Consider the following 17,062-nt stretch of genomic DNA (forward strand, 5'->3'; position numbering starts at 1 on the left):
CGGCCGAGATAGCGGAACCGGAAAGATGGTCACGTGCTCGGTCTCGAACTCGTCGTGCTCCTCGGCCTCGGCCTGCTCCTCTGCGGCCTGCTGGCCCGGCGTACGGGGGTCGCCCCGCCGGTGCTGCTGCTCGGCTTCGGCGTGCTGCTCGGCTTCATCCCGGCGCTCCGCGAGGTGCACCTGCCGCCCGAGATGGTGCTGCTGCTCTTCCTGCCCGCCCTGTTGTACTGGGAGAGCATCACCACCTCGCTGCGCGAGATCCGCAACAACCTCCGCGTCATCATGCTGGTCAGCACCGCGCTGGTGATCGCGACGGCGGCCGCGGTCGCCTGGGCGGCCCATCTGCTGGGGATGCCGTGGGGTCCGGCCTGGGTCCTCGGCGCGGCGGTCGCTCCCACCGACGCGACGGCGGTCGGCGTACTGGCCCGGGCGTTGCCCCGCCGCCAAGTGACCGTGCTGCGTGCGGAGAGCCTCGTCAACGACGGGACGGCACTGGTCATCTACGGGCTGGCCGTCGGGGTCACCGTCGGCGAGGAGCACCTGAGCACCCTGCATGTGAGCTGGCTCTTCCTGGTCGCGTACGCCGGTGGGGCGCTGGCCGGAGCCCTCGTGGGCTGGCTGTCGGTGCAGGTCCGGCGCTGGGTCGACGACCGGGTGCTGGGCAACGTCGTGACGATCCTGACGCCGTTCTCGGCGTTCCTGCTCGCCGAGCTCGTCGACGCGTCCGGCGTACTGGCGGTCGTGGTGGCGGGACTGTGGCTGTCGCAGGCCGGGCCTCGGGTCATCCGGGCCGAAGCCCGTCAGCAGGCCGAGGCGTTCTGGTCGATGGCGACCTATCTGCTGAACGGCACGCTGTTCGTGCTGATCGGCCTGCAGGTGCAAGACGCCGTACGCAGCCAGGACGGAACTGCGTTCACCGAAGGTCTGCGGGCGGTGGCGATCATCTCGGCGGTGGTCATCGGCACCCGGTTCCTATGGCTGTTCACCACGCCGTACCTGATCCGGGCGATCGACCGGCGTCCGCAGCAACGGCTGCGCCGAGTCGGCGCGCGGGCGCGCGTCGTCAGCAGCCTGTCCGGTTTCCGGGGCGCAGTCTCGCTCGCCGCCGCGCTCGCGATCCCCCGGATGATGGCGTCGGGCGAGCCGTTCCCGAACCGGGACATGATCATCTTCGTCACGACCGGGGTCATCGTGGTGACCCTGGCCCAGGCCCTCCTCCTGCCCCGCGTCGTACGCTGGGCGCACCTCCCGGCGGACACCTCGCCCGCCCAGGAACGCCATCTCGCGGAGACCACCGCGACCGAGGAGGCGCTCGCGGCGATGCCCCGGATCGCCGACGATCTCGGCGTCGAGGGCAAGGTTGTCGACCGGCTGCGCCACGAGTACGAGAAGCACCTGCGAGTGCTGCGGGCGGCCGAGCCCGACGCCGACGACCAGCCCGCCCTGACGTACGACCAGCAGTACACCGAGCTCAAGCTGGCCGTGCTGGCCGCCAAGCGGGCGACCGTCGTGCGGTTGCGCGACGACGGCAGCATCGACGACGGCGTACTGCGCGACGTGCAGACGCGGCTCGATCTGGAGGAAGTGCGGCTGACCCGGCGCGAGGCCCTCGATTAGCCACGTCAGGCACCTCGCATAGGGTGATCACATGCGCACCACCACGTTGGGAACCGAAGGTCCCGAGGTCGGCGTCGTCGGCCTCGGGTGCATGGGAATGAGCCACGCCTACGACGACCCCGCCAACCGAGACGACGAGACGTCGATCGGCGTCATCCGTCAGGCGTTGGACCTTGGCGTCACCCTGATCGACACCGCCGACGTCTACGGCCCGTACACGAACGAGGAACTCGTCGGCCGGGCGCTCGCCGGGGCGTACCGGGGGCGGGCGGTGCTGGCCACCAAGGTCGGCCTCGTGCCCAGCGACGGCAGCTCGTCGACCGGCACCTCGCCCAACTACGGTCGCAACGGCCGTCCCGAGTACGTCCGCCAGGCCGTCGACGCGAGCCTGCGCCGGCTCGGCACCGATCACGTGGACCTGTACCAGCTGCACCGAGTCGATCCCGACGTCCCGATCGAGGAGACCTGGGGCGCGATGGCGGAGGCCGTGGCGGCCGGCAAGGTCCGGCAGATCGGCCTGTCCGAGGTGACGGTGGACGAGATCCGACGCGCGCAGGCCGTGCACCCGGTCGCGTCCGTTCAGTCCGAACTGTCGCTGTGGACGCGCGATCCGCTGGCCGAGGTGCTGCCCCACTGCGAGCGCGAGGGCATCGCGTTCCTGCCGTTCTCCCCGCTCGGCCGCGGCTTCCTCGCCGGGCGCGTCTCGTCCTTCGACGACCTGCCCGCCGACGACTTCCGGCGGCGGCTGCCCCGCTTCCAGCAGGACGCGCTGCGGGCCAACCTCACCATCGTCGGCCGGGTCCAGGCGGTCGCCGACCGCGTCGGGGCGAGCCCGGCGCAGGTCGCGCTGGCCTGGGTCCTCGCGCAGGGCGACCGGGTGATCCCGATCCCTGGCACCAAGACCCCCAAGTATCTGGCCGACAACGCGGGTGCGGCGGACCTCCGGCTCACTGCCGAAGACCTCGCCGAACTCGACGCGCTGCCCACCCCGGAAGGAGGCCGGTACTAGCCATGGCCGTCGTCTACCGGGCGGAACTTCATCCGTCCAAACTCGATTTGATCAACGCCTGGCTGCCCGGCCGGTCCTGGTTCCAGGGACCGGTCGGAGCGCCCGTGGACCGCGTCGCGGCCTGCCGCTTCGACGACCCGGCCGGCGAAGTCGGCGTCGAGATCATTCTTGTGCGCGCTACCGAGGGTCCCGTCTACCACGTCCCGCTGACCTATCGGGGCGCGCCGCTGCCCGGCGGCGAGGCGTACCTGCTGGGCACGTCGGAGCACTCGGTCCTCGGAACTCGGTGGATCTACGACGCGGTCGGCGATCCGGTCTACGCCGCCGTCCTGGCCGCCGCCATCGTCTCCGGCGGGACCGAGGCCGAGGAGTACGTCGAGGACGAGCACGGTCAGCAGCAGCGGCGCGAGCCCTCGATGACGGTGCGCGGCAGAGGGCTTCCCGGCGCCGTCGCGGCGCGCATCACCGTCGTCCGCGAGGTCGTCGACGGCGATCCGGCCCGCGTCGTGACGGATGGCGCCGAACTCCACGTCGTCCGCGTCGTCGGCACTCCGGTCGAGGGCGCGACGCTCACCGCGACGTGGCCCGGCGCGACGCCCACCGCACTCGCGTCGCTCTAGTCACAGCGCTGCCGCGAATCTGCGTACGGTCTCGTCCCAGCCGGTCAACGTCGCCCGGCGGGCCAACGCGGCCGTGCGCAGGTCCGTGCGTACGTGCGGGTCGGTGAGCCAGGCACGCACGGCCCGTGCGAACGAGGCGGGATCGTCGGGCGGCACGAGCAGACCGCCGCGCCCCAAGGCCTCCGGCACGCCGCCGACGTCCGTGGCCACCACCGGCATGCCGCGCGCCAGCGCCTCCGCGATCACCATGCCGTAGGTCTCGCTCCGGCTCGCGTGACAGAGCAAATCACCATCCCATCGGGTACGCACACCGCAGAGCACGATCCGGTCACTCAAGCCGGCTGCGTTGATCTGCTTGCCCACAGCGTCCACGAAGGCGGGGTCGCGATCGAGCGGGCCGACACAGTCGAGTGTCCACTCCAGATCGTCGAGAGTGGCGAGCGCGTCGACGAGGATGTCGTGGCCCTTGCCGGGCGTCACCGCCGCGACGCAGACCAGCCGCGATCCGGCTGCCGTCGCGGGATGGACCGCCGCGGCGTCCACCCCGGGCTCGGCCACGTGCACCCGGTCGCTGCGGTACGCGTACAAGCTGATGAGGAGCCGGCGGGTCCACTGGCTCGTGGTGACGACGGCGCGGGTGGCTCGCAGCGCCTGTTCTTCTTCCGGTGTGGACAGTGGCATGTGCATCAGCAGGATCAGCCGCAGCTGCTGATGGCGGGCGAGCACGGCGGGCGCGGCGCTGCCCACGAGCCCGTCGACGACGACGGTGGCCTGATCGGGCAGAAGCGAAAGCGCCTGGTCCAGCCGTTCGAGGTCGGCGGGCGAGGGGTGCGGCCAGCTGCCCGCGACGGTGAGTTCGTCGGCACCGAGACCGTCGATCACGCGACGGTCGTAGATGTTGCCGCCGCTGGGCGTCGCGTCGATGTCGTTCGGGACTGCGAAGTAGACGGTCATAGATCTCGTTCGTAGGTGGCCCAAGCGATGTGCGACTCGTGCAGTGTCACCGCGATGCCGCTGAGACCGCGCGCCGTTTCGCCGAGCTGTCCGGAGTGGACGCCGTCGGCGAGCCGATCCGCGATGGCTCGGGCGAGCACCTCGGTGGTGGTGTTCAGTCCGGTGAACTCGGGCAGCTCGTCGAGATTGCGCAGGTGGTATGCCCCGACGATCTGCTTGAGGGTGTCCGCCGCCAGCGCGATGTCGACGACGACGCCGTCACTGTCTACATCGGACCGCTTGAAGGTGGCGTCGACGACGAAGGTCGCGCCGTGCAGCCGCTGGGCCGGTCCGAAGGTCTCCCCCCGGAAGCTGTGCGCGATCATCATGTGGTCCCGGACCGTGACGCTGAACATCTCACTCTCCTTCGTCGTCTGCAATGTCGTCGTCTGCAATGTGGTCGTAGGTGATCACGTGGCACATGGGCAGTTCGCCGTCGGCGATGCGGGGCATGACCTGGGGCAGTTCCTCGAACGGCGACTCACCGCCGAGCAGCGCGTCGAAGACCGGGTCCTTGAGCAGGTCGAGCGCGATGCGCAGGCGGTCGCCGTAGGTGCGGCTCTCCCGGCGCGCCGGGGCGACCCGGCCGACCTGACTGCTGCGGATGGTGATCCGTCCAGAGTGGAACACTCCGCCGAGCCCGAGGCTCACTTCGCGATCGCCGTACCAGCTCAGTTCGGTGATCGTGCCCTCGTCGCGAACCACCTCGAGCGCCGTACGCAGTCCCGCCTGCGTCGCGCTCGCATGGTAGACCAGGTCCCGGCCGGTACGCGCCTGGCCCGGCGTCGCGAAGCGGACCCCCAACCGTGCCACGACGGGCCGCTTACCCTCGTCGACGTCGACGAGTTCCACGTCGACACCGGGGATCTTGGCGACGACGGCGGCGAGCCCGCAGCCGACCATGCCCGCGCCGATCACCGTGACCCGGTCGCCGACCAGCGGCGGGGTGTCCCACAGCGCGTTCACTGCCGTCTCGATCGTGCCCGCCAGCACCGCACGTTTCGGATCTACCTGCGGGGGAACCTCCACCACGGCACTCCTCGGCAGGACGTACCGAGTCTGGTGGGGATGCAGGGCGAACACCGTTGCCCCGACGTCCGGGCCCGCCTCGATCACGCCCACGGTGAGGTAGCCGTACTTCACCGGCGCCGGGAAGTCGCCCGCCTGGAACGGGGCGCGCATGCGGGCGTACTGGTCGGGGGGCACCTCGCCCCGGAAGACCAGGGTCTCCGTGCCCCGGCTGACGCCGGAGTAGAGCGTCCGGACTTCGACGTCGTCCCCGCCCCGAGGTGGGAGCGGTTCCTCGCGGATCTCCCCGACCCCGGGCGTACGCACCCAGAAAGCGCGTGCTGTGCCAGTCCCCATAATTGATGATTGTGCCGATGATGCGTACCGGACCGGTGACAGGGCTCGCCGTCCACGTCGGTCTGCTTGGCGGACTTTCCGCCACGGTCGGGCTGACCGTGCTCGGCTGGGCGCTCGGCGGCTCCTATGCCGTGGCGCTGGCGGGCCTGCTGACCTGGGGATTCGGCTCAGCCTCGCTGGGCCCGGCCGACCGGATCACGCTGGCGCGCTCGGCTCTCGTCGGCGGGGTGCTGGCGATGTCGGTCGCCGTCCCGGGCCCGGTGTGGGTGATCGTCTGGACGGCGACGCTCGCCCTGATCCTCGACGCGATCGACGGCTGGGTCGCCCGGCGTACCGGGACGGACTCGCCGCTCGGCGCGCGGTTCGACATGGAGGTCGACGCCTTCCTCCTGCTCGTCTTGGCCGTCTACGTCGGCCGGTCGGTCGGCGGCTGGGTGATGCTCATCGGCCTCATGCGCTACCTGTACGCCGTCGCCGGGTGGCTTCTCCCCTGGCTGGGCGGCTCGGTGCCCTACCGATATTGGCGGAAGGTCGTGGCGGCCGTCCAAGGCATCGTCCTCGTCTGCGCCGTCTCGGGCCTGTTCCCGCGTTGGCTGGTCCTCACCGCGTTGGGCCTGTCCCTGGCACTGCTCCTCGAATCGTTCGGGCGGGACGTCGTCTGGCTCGCCGCCCGCCGCTTCCCGGCACTGAGTCGGCTCGGGCCGCTCGCCTTCCCCGCCGAGCCGGCCCGCGCCTGGGACGGCCGCCCGCTGGTCCGCACCTCGACATGAGTCGGCTTGTACGCTCCTCGGCATGACCGACGGGGAGATCAAGATCAGGCGGTCCGCGCGCGTACTGCTGCTGGACGCGGACGACCGGGTGCTGTTGCTGAAGATCCATGATCCCTCGGCGGTACGCGGCCCCAATCCGTTGCCGAGTGTCGACTTCTGGCTATTGGTCGGCGGCGGGCTGGAGCAGTCGGAGACCTACGAGGAGGCCGCTCGCCGGGAGGTCTTCGAGGAGACCGGGATCAGCGACTTCACCCTCGGCCGGTGCATTCTTCGGCACGACAAGGTCGTCGAGAACCCGTACGGCGAACTGCAGCACGTCTACCAGCAGATCTTCGTCGGACGGGTGCCGTCGGGCGTACCGGTGAGCTTCGCAGGTCACGAGCCGCTGGAGGCTTCCACCACGATCGGGTACGCCTGGTTCACCCATGCGGAGATGCTCGACCGCGAACGGCACGAGACGTTCGTTCCACTCGGCCTGAGCGGGCTGTTCGCCGAAGCCCTTCTACGCTGACCGGATGACGTCCTTCGCGCGTGCGTGGGGAATGGCCCGGTCGATCGCGATGTACCACGGGATCCCCGGACGGCAGCGCCGGATGCGGCGGTTCTACGGCCAGTTCCTCGGGCCGGGCGAGCTCGGCTTCGACATCGGCGCGCACGTCGGCAATCGCGTACGCGCATGGCGGGCGCTCGGCGCCCGAGTGGTGGCCGTCGAGCCGCAGCCCGACTTCGCCCGGCTCCTGCGCATCCTGTTCGGCCGATCGGACGCGGTCGTCCTGGTGCCGTCGGCGGTCGGCGCCGCCGCGGGGCGCACGACGATGGCGTTGTCCTCGGCGACCCCGACGGTCTCCTCGATGTCGGACGAGTGGATCTCCTCCGTCACCCGGGATCACCGATTCTCCGGCATTCACTGGGACCGGACCGTCACCGTCGACGTCGTCACACTCGACCAACTCGTCTCGGCGTACGGCGTACCAGTGTTTGTGAAAATCGACGTCGAGGGATTCGAGCCGGAAGTGTTGCGCGGCCTGTCCCACCCGGTACGCGCATTGTCGTTCGAGTACTTGCCACCCGCGCACGACGCCGCGCTCGCGTGCCTGGACCTCGTGGCGAAGCTGGGCGAGTACGAGTACAACTACTCGCCGGTCGAGACCATGCGGCTGGCCTCGGACGTCTGGCTCGACGCGGCCGGACTCGTCGCGCTGTTGGAGCGATTCCGCCCGCTGGGCCGATCCGGCGACGTGTACGCCCGCCTCACCGCATCCGCGCGGTCTGCCCGCTGACGCGGGCGGCCCGAGGGCGCTCCGCCGGGTGGTACGCCACGCACCTGATCTTGGTCAGGTGACGTCGATGACGTACCACCCGCGCGAGAAGACCGCGCGAGAAGACCGCGCGAGAAGACCGCGCGAGAAGACCGCGCGAGAAGACCGCGCGAGAAGACCGCGCGAGTTCCCGACACAGGATGTCGGGAACACCGGGCAGACTGACGGTCATGCCTGACCGATCGCAGATCCTGGAACTGCTCCGTACGAATCCGGAGCGCATCGCCGACCTGACAGCAGGTCTCACCGCGGCTCAGTTGCAGAAGCGACCCGAGCCGGACGAGTGGTCGGTCGCCGAGGTACTGGCCCACCTGCGGTCGTGCGCCACCCTGTGGGGCGAGTACATGGCGGCGATCATCGCCCGGGACGAGACCACGTTCCGCGTGGTCAACCCGGCCGCCTGGATCGAGCAGACCGACTACATGACGCAGAAGTTCGCACCGGCCTGGCAGGCGTACGCCCGACAACGGGCCGGCCTGCTGACGACGCTCGCCGGGCTGTCGGAGGCGGAGTGGGCGCACACCGCCACCATCACCGGAGCGGGCGCACCCATGCGCAAGAACGTCCTGTATTACGCCACGCGCCTGGCCACCCACGAACGCGGGCACCTGCGCCAACTCCGGAAGACCATCGAGAAGCTCTAGGAACGGAAGCTTCAGGGCCAGGCGAGGCCGAGCGCCTCGGCGAGTTCCTTGTCGGCCGGTTCGACGAGGTGACGGCCGTCGGGCAGGGCGACGACGGGGATCGACATGCGCCCGTCCTGCACCCGCTGGACGTAGTCCCGGGCGTTGTCGTCGGCGTCGGTGTCGATCCAGGCGTACTCGACGCCGTTGCGATCCAGGAACCGCTTCGTGCGTACGCAGTCGCCACACCAGGTCGCCCCGTACACCGTGAGGGTGTCAGTCATGCCTCGATCAAGTCCGGCCGTGCGCTCGCTATTCCCGGCAGATGATCTAGGCTCGCCCGCATGGCAGTCGAGCTTCCGCGCGGCGGCACCGTCGTGCTCATCGGCGACAGCATCACCGACGCCGGTCGCGTCCGGACCGATCCCGCCTCGCTCGGGTGCGGCTACGCGTACCTGGTCGCAGCCTTGTTCGCCGCCCGGAATCCAGGCCATCGCGCACGGTTCGTCAATCGCGGGATCAACGGCAATCGGGTCACCGACCTGGCCGCCCGCTGGGCCGACGACTGCCTCGCACACCAACCGGACGTCGTCTCGGTCATGGTCGGCATCAACGACTGCGCGCGGGCCTTCGCAGGCGGCGAGGCGATGCCGGCCGAGACGTTCGCGGCGCACTATCGGTCCATTCTGGACCAGGCCGCGACCCGCGGCGCCCGGCTCGTGCTCCTCGAGCCCTTCGTCCTGCCGGTCAACCAGCTCCGCGCTTCCTATCGGCCCGATCTCGATCTCAAAATCCAAGTGGTACGCACACTGGCGGCCGAATTCGGGGCGGCCCTGATCGGCACCGACGCCCTGTTCGCCGAAGCCGCCGCGGCGAGCTCCGCCGACGAGTGGACCACCGACGGGGTGCATCCGACGCCGGCCGGGCACGCGGGCTGCTGGCCCAAGCCTGGCTGACGGCCGTACGCCCCGCCTGACCCCCCGGCCGGTCAGCGGGCGAGCACTTCGGAGGCGGCGGAGACGGCGTACGTGGCGAGCCAGAACAGCGTCACGAGCAGGCCGAGCGCGGCCGGGGCGAGCGCCCGGGCGAAGCCCCGGCGGCGAGCCCGCCACCCGCAGACGATCGCCAGTACGCCGGGCGCCATGGCCATGCCGAGCAGGGCGAACCGGACGAGCAGATCCCGGCCGGGGTGCGGCGTCAGGTGGTAGTCGGGGATCCACGTCCGCAGGCCCCACCCGGTCGCCCAGGCCCCGGCGATCGCCACGACGGCGGCCAGCGCGCCGATCCACGCGTACGCCGACATCGGGTCCTCACCGGTGTCGGCTTCGCCTTCGGACGGGTCTGCTGTCGTACTCGCCGAAGATTCCACCGGCAGTTCCATGGGCGCACCTTCCCGCGTACCACATCTGCTGGAAGGAACGCCCGACGAACCGTGACGTAACGGCGCAGGTCAGGCAGCCGCTGTGTCAGGGTTTGCGGCCGAGGACGACCCCGTTGGCGCCGGGCGCGTCGAGCGGGATCACGCGTACGTCGGCGAATCCGGTGTCGCGGAGCCAGGTGGCGTACTCCACATCGGAGTAATTGTGGCCACCGGCCGTCTCGACGATCATGTTCATCCCCATCAGCGCCGCCTCCGCCGGTCCGGTCCGCTCGGCGTTGAGCAGCAGCTCCGAGATGATGAGCACGCCGTCGGCCGGCAAAGCGGCGTAGCACTTCGCCAGGAGTTCGCGGTTGGTCGTCTCGTCCCAGTCGTGCAGGATCATGCTCAGCAGCAGCACGTCGAAACCGTCCGGCAGCGCCGGGTCCGCGCGAAAGTCGCCCGGCACCGTGTCGATGCGATCAATCAGCCCGGCCGCCGCGATCTTCCCGGCCGCGATCTCGCATACGTGCGGCAGGTCCAGCACTGCGGCTTTGAGGTGGCTGAAGGTCCGGCACAACTCGATCGGGTACGCCCCACCGCCGCCACCCACGTCGAGTAGCCGCGAATGCGGACCGAAGTCGTACGCCGAGGCCAGCGAGCGAGCGGTGAAGCTGGAGGTCGAGTACATCGCCTCCCAGAATTCGGCGAGCATCTCGGGGTCGCCGGTCTCGAAGGCCGATCGATCGGCGTCGGGATCCCAGGTGAGCGGCCGGTCGGTTCGCAGCGCGTCCCCCACGCGGTGCCAGGGCAGGTAGGTCTTGACGTCGCAGTAGCGGACCTGACCGCCGAAGTAGTAGGGCCGGCCGACGACGAGGAACTCCTCGGCGACGGCCGAGTTCCGGTAACCGTCGCCCGCGCGGTCGAGCAGGCCGAGCGACGCGCACGCCGCCAGCAGCATGTCGGCGGGCCGGTCGGCCAGGCCGAACTCGTCGCGGAGATCGGCGACGGTGACGACGCGGCCGCCGGCGATCCGGGTGAACAGGCCCAGCTCGACCGCGACCGCCAGGGTCTTGAAGCTCCAGAAGCCGGTCACGAGCCGCATCAGCGGGGTGGGAGAGATCATCCGGACATTCTCATGTCGACGGTCGGAGCCCGTCCAGCAGCACGGTGAGGAAGACGTCGATGCGCTCCGGTCCGGATCCGGATCGGGCGACGGCGTACGCGGACTCCCCGATGATCGTCGTCAGCACGTCGATCGGCAGATCACCACGTACCTGGCCGGCCCGGCGACCGGCGTCGATCATGATCTCGACCGCCGTGACGAGCTCCGCCCGAAGCGCCGTCGTCTCCGGCGCCGCCAGCCCCCGCAGGTTGTCGCCCGCAGCGTGGTGAGCGGCTTGGAAGGCCATCAACTCGCCGAGGAACGTGCGCAGCGCGCGAACCGGTTCGTTTGACGCGGCGAGTTCCCGCCCCCGCGCCACCACCGGACGCAGCAAGCCCGCGACGGCCGCGTCGAGCAGTGCGTCCTTGCCACCGAACGCACGCACGACGGTGCCCGCGCCCAGCCCCGCCTTTCGCGCGATGACCTCGACGGTGAGGGCCGTGTCGGGCTCGGCGAGCAGCGCAGTGGCGGCGTCGAGGGCGAGCTGGCGGTTGCGGACGGCGTCGGCGCGGCTGGGTGTTGACATTTGGAACGTCCCTTCCACATAATCTGGAACGAGCATTTCAGTTATCGTACGCGAGGAGGAGCCATGAACAAGCGCATCCTTATCTCCGGCGCCAGCATCGCCGGACTGACCCTGGCGCACCGGCTCGCGCGGCAGGGTTTCCAGCCCACCGTCGTCGAACGGGCCGACCGGCTCCGCACAGGTGGCAACGGCGTCGACGTGCGCGACCAGGCCGTCGAGGTCGTCGAGCAGATGGGCCTGCTGCCGCAGATTCGGGCGGCCGCCGCCGACGTGCACGGCATGAAGTTCGTCGACGCCGACGACCGGGCATTGGCTCGCATCGACATCCGAGACCCGGAGAGCATCGAGATCATGCGCGGCGATCTGGTGGCCCTACTGCGCGGCGTGACCGACGTCGAGTACGTCTTCGGCGATTGGTTGACGGCCCTCCACCAAGACGAAAACGGGGTGACCGTCGACTTCGCCCAAGGTGGATCCCGCCGATTCGACCTGGTCGTCGGGGCCGACGGCCTGCACTCGGCCACCCGTCGACTCGCCTTCGGCCCGGAGAAGAATTACCTCGTCTTCAAGGACCACTACTTCGCCTTCGCGAACGCCGATTCCACGCTCGGCGAGAACCGGTGGGTCACCATGTTCAACACCCCGGGCAAGATGGCCGGGCTCTACCGGTCCGGCAACCATTCGCAGGCCAAGGCGTACTTCGTGTTCCGGTCGCGGCCGCTCTCGTTCGACCACCGTGACCTCACCGAACACAAACGCCTGATACGCGACGCGTTCGGCGACTCGGCCTGGCGCGTACCGGAGTTGCTCGACGCGGCTCTCGAAGATCCGGAGTTCTACTTCGACGCGCTCAGCCAGGTGAAGATGCCGTCGTGGTCGGCCGGGCGGGTCGCGCTGACCGGCGACGCCGCCTGGTGCGCCTCACCCGCATCAGGCGCCGGCGCCGAACTCGCGCTCGTCGGGGCGTACAAGCTGGCCGAGGAACTGGCCGCCGCGGACGGCGACCATCGGATCGCCTTCCCCCGCTATCACGCGACACATCGGGGCCTGGTCGCGAAGAAGCAGCGCATCGGGGTGAACGTGCGGATCATGGTGCCCCGAACCGAGGGCGGGCGACGCGTACGCGATTTCGCCGCCCGCCTCCGGTCCTAGGCGACTATGGACTCGTGCAGCTGACCGCCGGGGCCGACGGGCTGCCGTTGGCCAGGAAGCCGAACGTCGTCGACGCGCTCGCGCCGAGGTTTCCGTTGTACGACATGTTCTTCACGGTCACGGCCGAGCCGCTCACCGTGAGGGTGCCGCCCCAGAGCTGGGTGATGGTCTGGCCGGACGACAGGGTCCAGCCGGCCGTCCACCCGGTGATCGCCGAGGCTCCGGCGGTGATCGTCACCTCACCCTGGAACCCGCCCGGCCAGGAGTTGACCGTTCGGTACGCCGCCGCGCAAGCCCCGGTCGGTGGCGGGGACGACGGCGGAGGCGATGAAGGTGGCGGCGACGAGGGCGGAGGAGAAGACGGCGGCGGCGACGACGGGTTGTCGCTCAGCACCGGAGTCGTCCAATCCCGCCAGTCCGTCAGGTTCCCCGCCTTCAGGCTGGAGATCCGGAACGTTCCGGCGGCACTGCCCGTCTTCAGCAGGTACTTCTGGAGGTTCTGCTGCAACGGCGTACGCCACTCCGACCGCACGGCACAGTGCGTACCGTCCTGAATGTCGGACCAGTAGGTGATGTTGTCGCCCGCGCCGAGGGCCTTGTAGACCTCCGCGCCGGCGAGGGCGGCGACGCTGCCCGAGCGGGCGGCGAGCCAGTCGATGCGGGGGTTCTCCATGAGGAACAGCCCCCGTGGCGCGACCATCGCCACCATCTCGTGGGTGTCGACCGGCAGCCCGGTGGGGTTGCCGGTGTACGAGCCGAACGCGTCGCCGAGCCACGGCTGTTCGGAGTATGCGCTGCTCAGCGGCTGGGCACCGGACTCGCCCGGGATGCCGCGGAAGATGGGTGCTCCCCCGCTGCCGGACTCGATCGGCATGGTCAGCGCGATCCGCTGGTCGAACGCGCCGATGACGAACGCGCCCTTGCCGTAGCGGGAGCAGCCGGTGACACCGAGCCCGTCGGCCCGCAGCACCGTGCCGCCCGACTGTTCGATGACGTCGATGATCCGGCTGACGCCCCAAGCCCAGGCCATGAGGATGCCGGTGCTGCTGGTCGCGCCGTAGATGCTGTAGAACGCGCCTTGCTTGTTGTTTCGGGCAGTGCCCTCCTTGCCGACGGCGAGCGGGTCGTAGTTGATGATCGCGACGCCACTGTTCTGGATGGTCGCCGTGTCCGCGCCGAGTCCGCCCACCACGATGACGGCCGGATACGGCGCGGTGCCGGTGCTCGGCACGCTGACGCTCGCCGAGAAGCTCGAGCTGCGGCCGTTGTCGCTGACGTTGACCGTGATGCTCGTACGCGACACCGTGCCGCTGACGCTCGCCGGCTTCGGTGGTTTCGTGCCGTAGACGGTCGCTTCGGCTTGCTTCTTGATCTCCTCGCGACGGCAGCGCCAGTCGGACTTCGACGTGATCCGCGTACCGTCGATCTTCTTGAACGGATCGGGCAACTTGCTGGTGGACGGCGTGGAGCCGGGCAGGGAAACCGCGCAGTCTGCTCCTTCGTCCTCGACCACGGCGGCAAGGTCGACGGAGGGCGCGGCGTTGGCGACGACGGCGGCCGCTCCCGCGATGAGCGCGACGACCGCCAGGGCGAGGACGGTCGACCGCACGCTGGAACGGCCCGGGACATGATTCACTCGAACCTCCCCGATAGATGATCACAAATGATCGGGCAGAACCAGGGTCGGCCGGGGAGGCGCACCACGTCAAGGTTTTTTCGGAAACTTTCGGAGCTTGGCCCGCAACATCAACTCAACTAAGCAGGTAGATAGCCCAATCAGCTGTCGGAAGACTTTCGGAGCTCCCGAGACTTCCCTCGGAACTCGGCAACGACCTCGTCGTCACAGCTGACGGTCACGTCGTAGATGCCGCTGCGGCCGTAGCGGGTGCGCTCGGCGGCGACGGCGGTCAGCACCTCGCCGAGCCGGGCGGCCCGGACGAACACGATGTCGCACGACTGCGCCACCGTCGCGGTGCCGTAGGTGTTGCAGGCGAAGGCGAAAGCGGTGTCCGCCAGCAGGAAGACGAAACCGCCGTGACAGATGTCGTGCCCGTTGATCATGTCCGGGGTCACCGTCATCCGGGCGGTCGCCCGGCCCGGTGCCACATCCTCGACGGTCACCCCGGCGTGCTGCGACGCCCGGTCTCCGGCGTACATCGCCTCGGCGGAACGCCGGGCCAGCTCAAGCGCGTCGTTCTGCTCGGTCACGGTGATCACGGTACCGCCCCCCGATGATGCACTCGGTGGTACGTCATGCACGCCACCGCCGCCCGGTGAGGTACCTGGCGTACCACCGACGCCGCCGCCCCACGACGCGAAGCGGCAAGCGCCCCGCGAGCAAATGTCAGTCGCGGCGGGACGGCTCGGCCGAAGCCGGGATCGGCGTGAGCGGCTGCGCGCCCAGTTCGTCGATCAGCTCGCTCTCCCGGGTCACCAGGTCTGTCGCCGGCGGCGTACGCGGCTTGACGAGGGAGGCCAGCGCGCCGAGGACGCCCATCACGATGGCGAGCCAGAAGACGACGACCAGCCCGTCGTGGAAGGGCCCGGCAATGAGGTTCGGGAAGAACTGGCGATCGGTCAGCGTCGCCGCGTTCGCCGCCGGAAGCTGGCCGAGGATCTGCGGTCCCAGCAGCTCCTGGATCGGGTTGTAGCCGAGGAACGCCGCGAACAGCGTGCCCACCGGCGGCAACGACGCGATCGTGTGCGCCGCCTCGGGCGGTACGCCCTGCGCGGTCAGCCCGGAGTCCAGAGTGGACGGCAGCGATCCGGCCAGCCCGGCGACCATCAGCGAGAAGAACACGCCGATGGACAGCACCATGCCGGCGTTCTGGAAGGTCGCCCGCATGCCGGAGGCGACTCCGCGCAGGTGGGCGGGGACGCTGGACATGATGAGCGCCGTGTTCGGGGCGGAGAAGAGCCCGCCGCCGAAGCCGTTGAGGAACACGAGCGCGGCGAACACGCCGTAGTGGAAGTTCGTCGGGACGAGCAGCAGTGCGGCGAACGACACCGACATCAGCAGCAGGCCGCCGGCCGCGAACGGACGCGGTCCGAAGCGATCGGACAGGTAGCCCGACAGCGGTCCGGCGGCGAGGAAGCCGACCGTCAGCGGCAGCAGGTAGATGCCCGCCCACAACGGGGTCTGCTCGTAGTCGTAGCCGTGCAGCGGCAGCCAGATCCCCTGCAACCAGATGATCAGCATGAACTGGAGTCCACCGCGGGCGATCGAGCCGAGCAGGCTCGCCGCGTTGCCCCCGGTGAACGCCGGGATGCGGAACAACCGGAGCGGGAACATCGGCTCGGCGACCTTGGACTCGATGATGCCGAACGCCACCAGCAGCAGCGCCCCGCCGGCCAGCCCGGCGATGATCCACGGGTTCGTCCAGCCCATCGAGTGGCCCCCGTACGGCTGGATGCCGTAGGTGATCGCGGCCAGCACCGCGGTGAGACCGGCGGCGAAGGTGAGGTTGCCCCACCAGTCGATCTTCCCCGGCCGGCGTACGCCGTTGTCCCGCAACGACTTGTACGCCCACACCGTCCCGAGTACGCCGATCGGCACGTTCACCCAGAAGATCGAGCGCCAGTTCCACTCGGCCAGTACGCCGCCGAGCACGAGCCCGATGAACGACCCGGCGATGGCCGCGACGATGTTGATGCCCAACGCCATCCCCCGCTGGGCCGCCGGGAACGCGTCGGTGATGATCGCCGCCGAGTTGGCCATGAGCATCGCGCCGCCGATCGCCTGCACGACCCGCCAGCCGATCAGCCACAGAGCGCCTTTGCCGCCGGTGAACGGGTCCAGCGAGAGGATCACCGAAGTGGCGGCGAAGATCGCGAAGCCCAGGTTGTAGATGCGTACGCGGCCGTAGATGTCGCCCAGCCGGCCCAGGGTCACCACCAGCACCGCCGTGACGAGCATGTAGCCCATCAGCATCCAGAGCAGGTAACTCACGTTGCCCGGGAGCAGCGGGTTCAGGCCGACGCCGTTGAAGATGGCCGGGAGCGAGATGAGCACGATCGAGGAGTTGATCGTGGCGATGAGCATGCCGAGGGTCGTGTTCGACAACGCGACCCACTTGTACCTGTCAGTCATGAAGCCTTGCTCTCAGGAGAGGTGACGAGATCGGCTAGGGCGTTCAGTGCCGGGAGGGCGGCCGAGATCGCGGCGGCGTCGCGCGGGTCGAGCTGGGCCAGGAGGGCGGCGACTTTGCCGCTGCGGACGGTGCGGTGATGCCTCAGCAGCTCGCGTCCGACCGAGGTGATCTCCACCAGCACCACTCGGCGGTCGCCGGGATCGGCCGTACGCACGGCGAGCGAGTCCCGTTCCAGCTTCGACACGATCTGCGTCATCCCGGGTTGCGTGACGCCTTCGATCCCGGCCAGCTCGGTGAGCCGGCACGGGCCCTCGCGGTCGAGGGTGGCCAGCGTCGACGCGACGGACAGGCTGAGGCCGGACGGGCTGAGCCGGCGCAACGCGGTGAACACCCGCACGACGGTCGTACTCACATCCAGGTCCGCAGAGTCAGCCGGGCCGCCCGAAACACGAGTG

General features: G+C 69.7%; 20 protein-coding genes. 9 read left to right on the forward strand and 11 right to left on the reverse strand.

Annotation, left to right across the window (positions count from 1 at the left end; genetic code table 11):
• Window positions 1–33 precede the first annotated feature (33 nt).
• Genes HOV77_RS26505 through HOV77_RS26515 form a run of 3 tightly spaced genes read left to right on the forward strand, consistent with a single transcriptional unit; the run spans window position 34 to window position 3,246 of the window.
• Entirely contained in the window at window positions 34–1,617 is a 1,584-nt protein-coding gene (locus tag HOV77_RS26505) for a Na+/H+ antiporter (RefSeq protein ID WP_290866259.1), read from the forward strand.
• A 31-nt stretch (window positions 1,618–1,648) separates the two neighbouring features.
• Window positions 1,649–2,626, forward strand: a complete 978-nt coding sequence (locus HOV77_RS26510) for an aldo/keto reductase (protein ID WP_290866260.1) — start codon at window positions 1,649–1,651, stop codon at window positions 2,624–2,626.
• A 2-nt stretch (window positions 2,627–2,628) separates the two neighbouring features.
• Window positions 2,629–3,246 carry a hypothetical protein gene (locus HOV77_RS26515; RefSeq protein ID WP_290866262.1) on the forward strand — a complete coding sequence of 206 codons (618 nt, stop codon included), beginning with the start codon at window positions 2,629–2,631 and terminating at the stop codon, window positions 3,244–3,246.
• Here HOV77_RS26515 and HOV77_RS26520 read toward each other — a convergent pair whose 3' ends face one another.
• Genes HOV77_RS26520 through HOV77_RS26530 form a run of 3 tightly spaced genes read right to left on the reverse strand, consistent with a single transcriptional unit; the run spans window position 3,247 to window position 5,604 of the window.
• Window positions 3,247–4,200, reverse strand: a complete 954-nt coding sequence (locus HOV77_RS26520) for a glycosyltransferase family 4 protein (protein ID WP_290866264.1) — start codon at window positions 4,198–4,200, stop codon at window positions 3,247–3,249. It abuts the gene before it with no gap.
• On the reverse strand, window positions 4,197–4,595 hold the full coding sequence (locus HOV77_RS26525; RefSeq protein WP_290866266.1) for a 6-carboxytetrahydropterin synthase: 399 nt from the start codon (window positions 4,593–4,595) through the stop codon (window positions 4,197–4,199). Before HOV77_RS26525 ends, HOV77_RS26520 begins: the two co-directional genes overlap by 4 nt.
• A gap of 1 nt (window position 4,596) precedes the next feature.
• On the reverse strand, window positions 4,597–5,604 hold the full coding sequence (locus HOV77_RS26530; protein ID WP_290866268.1) for a zinc-binding alcohol dehydrogenase: 1,008 nt from the start codon (window positions 5,602–5,604) through the stop codon (window positions 4,597–4,599).
• A 17-nt stretch (window positions 5,605–5,621) separates the two neighbouring features.
• Between HOV77_RS26530 and HOV77_RS26535 the strand changes: the two genes are divergently transcribed.
• The 4 genes from HOV77_RS26535 (at window position 5,622) to HOV77_RS26550 (ending at window position 8,337) form a co-directional block, all read left to right on the forward strand.
• Window positions 5,622–6,374 (forward strand): CDP-alcohol phosphatidyltransferase family protein, encoded by a 753-nt coding sequence (locus tag HOV77_RS26535; RefSeq protein ID WP_290866270.1) that lies wholly within the window; start codon window positions 5,622–5,624, stop codon window positions 6,372–6,374.
• A 22-nt stretch (window positions 6,375–6,396) separates the two neighbouring features.
• Window positions 6,397–6,885, forward strand: coding sequence for an NUDIX domain-containing protein (locus tag HOV77_RS26540; RefSeq protein WP_290866272.1), 489 nt, complete (start codon window positions 6,397–6,399; stop codon window positions 6,883–6,885).
• A gap of 4 nt (window positions 6,886–6,889) precedes the next feature.
• Window positions 6,890–7,654, forward strand: coding sequence for an FkbM family methyltransferase (locus HOV77_RS26545; RefSeq protein ID WP_290866274.1), 765 nt, complete (start codon window positions 6,890–6,892; stop codon window positions 7,652–7,654).
• A 209-nt stretch (window positions 7,655–7,863) separates the two neighbouring features.
• Window positions 7,864–8,337: a DinB family protein gene (locus tag HOV77_RS26550; RefSeq protein WP_290866276.1), complete on the forward strand. Its 474-nt coding sequence runs from the start codon at window positions 7,864–7,866 to the stop codon at window positions 8,335–8,337.
• An 11-nt stretch (window positions 8,338–8,348) separates the two neighbouring features.
• Here the strand turns inward: HOV77_RS26550 and HOV77_RS26555 are convergent, their stop codons facing one another.
• Window positions 8,349–8,600, reverse strand: coding sequence for a glutaredoxin domain-containing protein (locus HOV77_RS26555; RefSeq protein ID WP_290866278.1), 252 nt, complete (start codon window positions 8,598–8,600; stop codon window positions 8,349–8,351).
• Window positions 8,601–8,660: 60 nt separating this feature from the next.
• Here HOV77_RS26555 and HOV77_RS26560 point away from each other — a divergent pair, with 60 nt between their 5' ends.
• Window positions 8,661–9,272, forward strand: a complete 612-nt coding sequence (locus HOV77_RS26560) for an SGNH/GDSL hydrolase family protein (RefSeq protein WP_290866280.1) — start codon at window positions 8,661–8,663, stop codon at window positions 9,270–9,272.
• Between the two features lie 32 nt (window positions 9,273–9,304).
• Here HOV77_RS26560 and HOV77_RS26565 read toward each other — a convergent pair whose 3' ends face one another.
• From HOV77_RS26565 to HOV77_RS26575, 3 genes are all read right to left on the reverse strand, one after another.
• Window positions 9,305–9,697, reverse strand: coding sequence for a hypothetical protein (locus HOV77_RS26565; RefSeq protein WP_290866282.1), 393 nt, complete (start codon window positions 9,695–9,697; stop codon window positions 9,305–9,307).
• An 85-nt stretch (window positions 9,698–9,782) separates the two neighbouring features.
• On the reverse strand, window positions 9,783–10,799 hold the full coding sequence (locus tag HOV77_RS26570) for a methyltransferase (RefSeq protein WP_290866284.1): 1,017 nt from the start codon (window positions 10,797–10,799) through the stop codon (window positions 9,783–9,785).
• A 10-nt stretch (window positions 10,800–10,809) separates the two neighbouring features.
• Window positions 10,810–11,364 (reverse strand): TetR/AcrR family transcriptional regulator, encoded by a 555-nt coding sequence (locus HOV77_RS26575; protein WP_290866286.1) that lies wholly within the window; start codon window positions 11,362–11,364, stop codon window positions 10,810–10,812.
• A gap of 63 nt (window positions 11,365–11,427) precedes the next feature.
• On the opposite strand from HOV77_RS26575, the gene HOV77_RS26580 reads away from it, so the two are divergent.
• Window positions 11,428–12,516 carry an FAD-dependent monooxygenase gene (locus tag HOV77_RS26580; RefSeq protein ID WP_290866288.1) on the forward strand — a complete coding sequence of 363 codons (1,089 nt, stop codon included), beginning with the start codon at window positions 11,428–11,430 and terminating at the stop codon, window positions 12,514–12,516.
• Window positions 12,517–12,520: 4 nt separating this feature from the next.
• Here HOV77_RS26580 and HOV77_RS26585 read toward each other — a convergent pair whose 3' ends face one another.
• From HOV77_RS26585 to HOV77_RS26600, 4 genes are all read right to left on the reverse strand, one after another.
• Window positions 12,521–14,152, reverse strand: a complete 1,632-nt coding sequence (locus HOV77_RS26585; RefSeq protein ID WP_290866290.1) for a cellulose binding domain-containing protein — start codon at window positions 14,150–14,152, stop codon at window positions 12,521–12,523.
• Between the two features lie 140 nt (window positions 14,153–14,292).
• On the reverse strand, window positions 14,293–14,673 hold the full coding sequence (paaI, locus tag HOV77_RS26590; RefSeq protein WP_290866351.1) for a hydroxyphenylacetyl-CoA thioesterase PaaI: 381 nt from the start codon (window positions 14,671–14,673) through the stop codon (window positions 14,293–14,295).
• Window positions 14,674–14,860: 187 nt separating this feature from the next.
• Window positions 14,861–16,606 carry an MFS transporter gene (locus HOV77_RS26595; protein WP_290866292.1) on the reverse strand — a complete coding sequence of 582 codons (1,746 nt, stop codon included), beginning with the start codon at window positions 16,604–16,606 and terminating at the stop codon, window positions 14,861–14,863.
• Entirely contained in the window at window positions 16,603–17,019 is a 417-nt protein-coding gene (locus HOV77_RS26600) for a MarR family transcriptional regulator (protein ID WP_290866294.1), read from the reverse strand. Before HOV77_RS26600 ends, HOV77_RS26595 begins: the two co-directional genes overlap by 4 nt.
• Between the last annotated feature and the right edge of the window lie 43 nt (window positions 17,020–17,062).

The sequence above is a fragment of the Hamadaea sp. genome (genome assembly GCF_013362815.1).
GTDB lineage: Bacteria > Actinomycetota > Actinomycetes > Mycobacteriales > Micromonosporaceae > Hamadaea.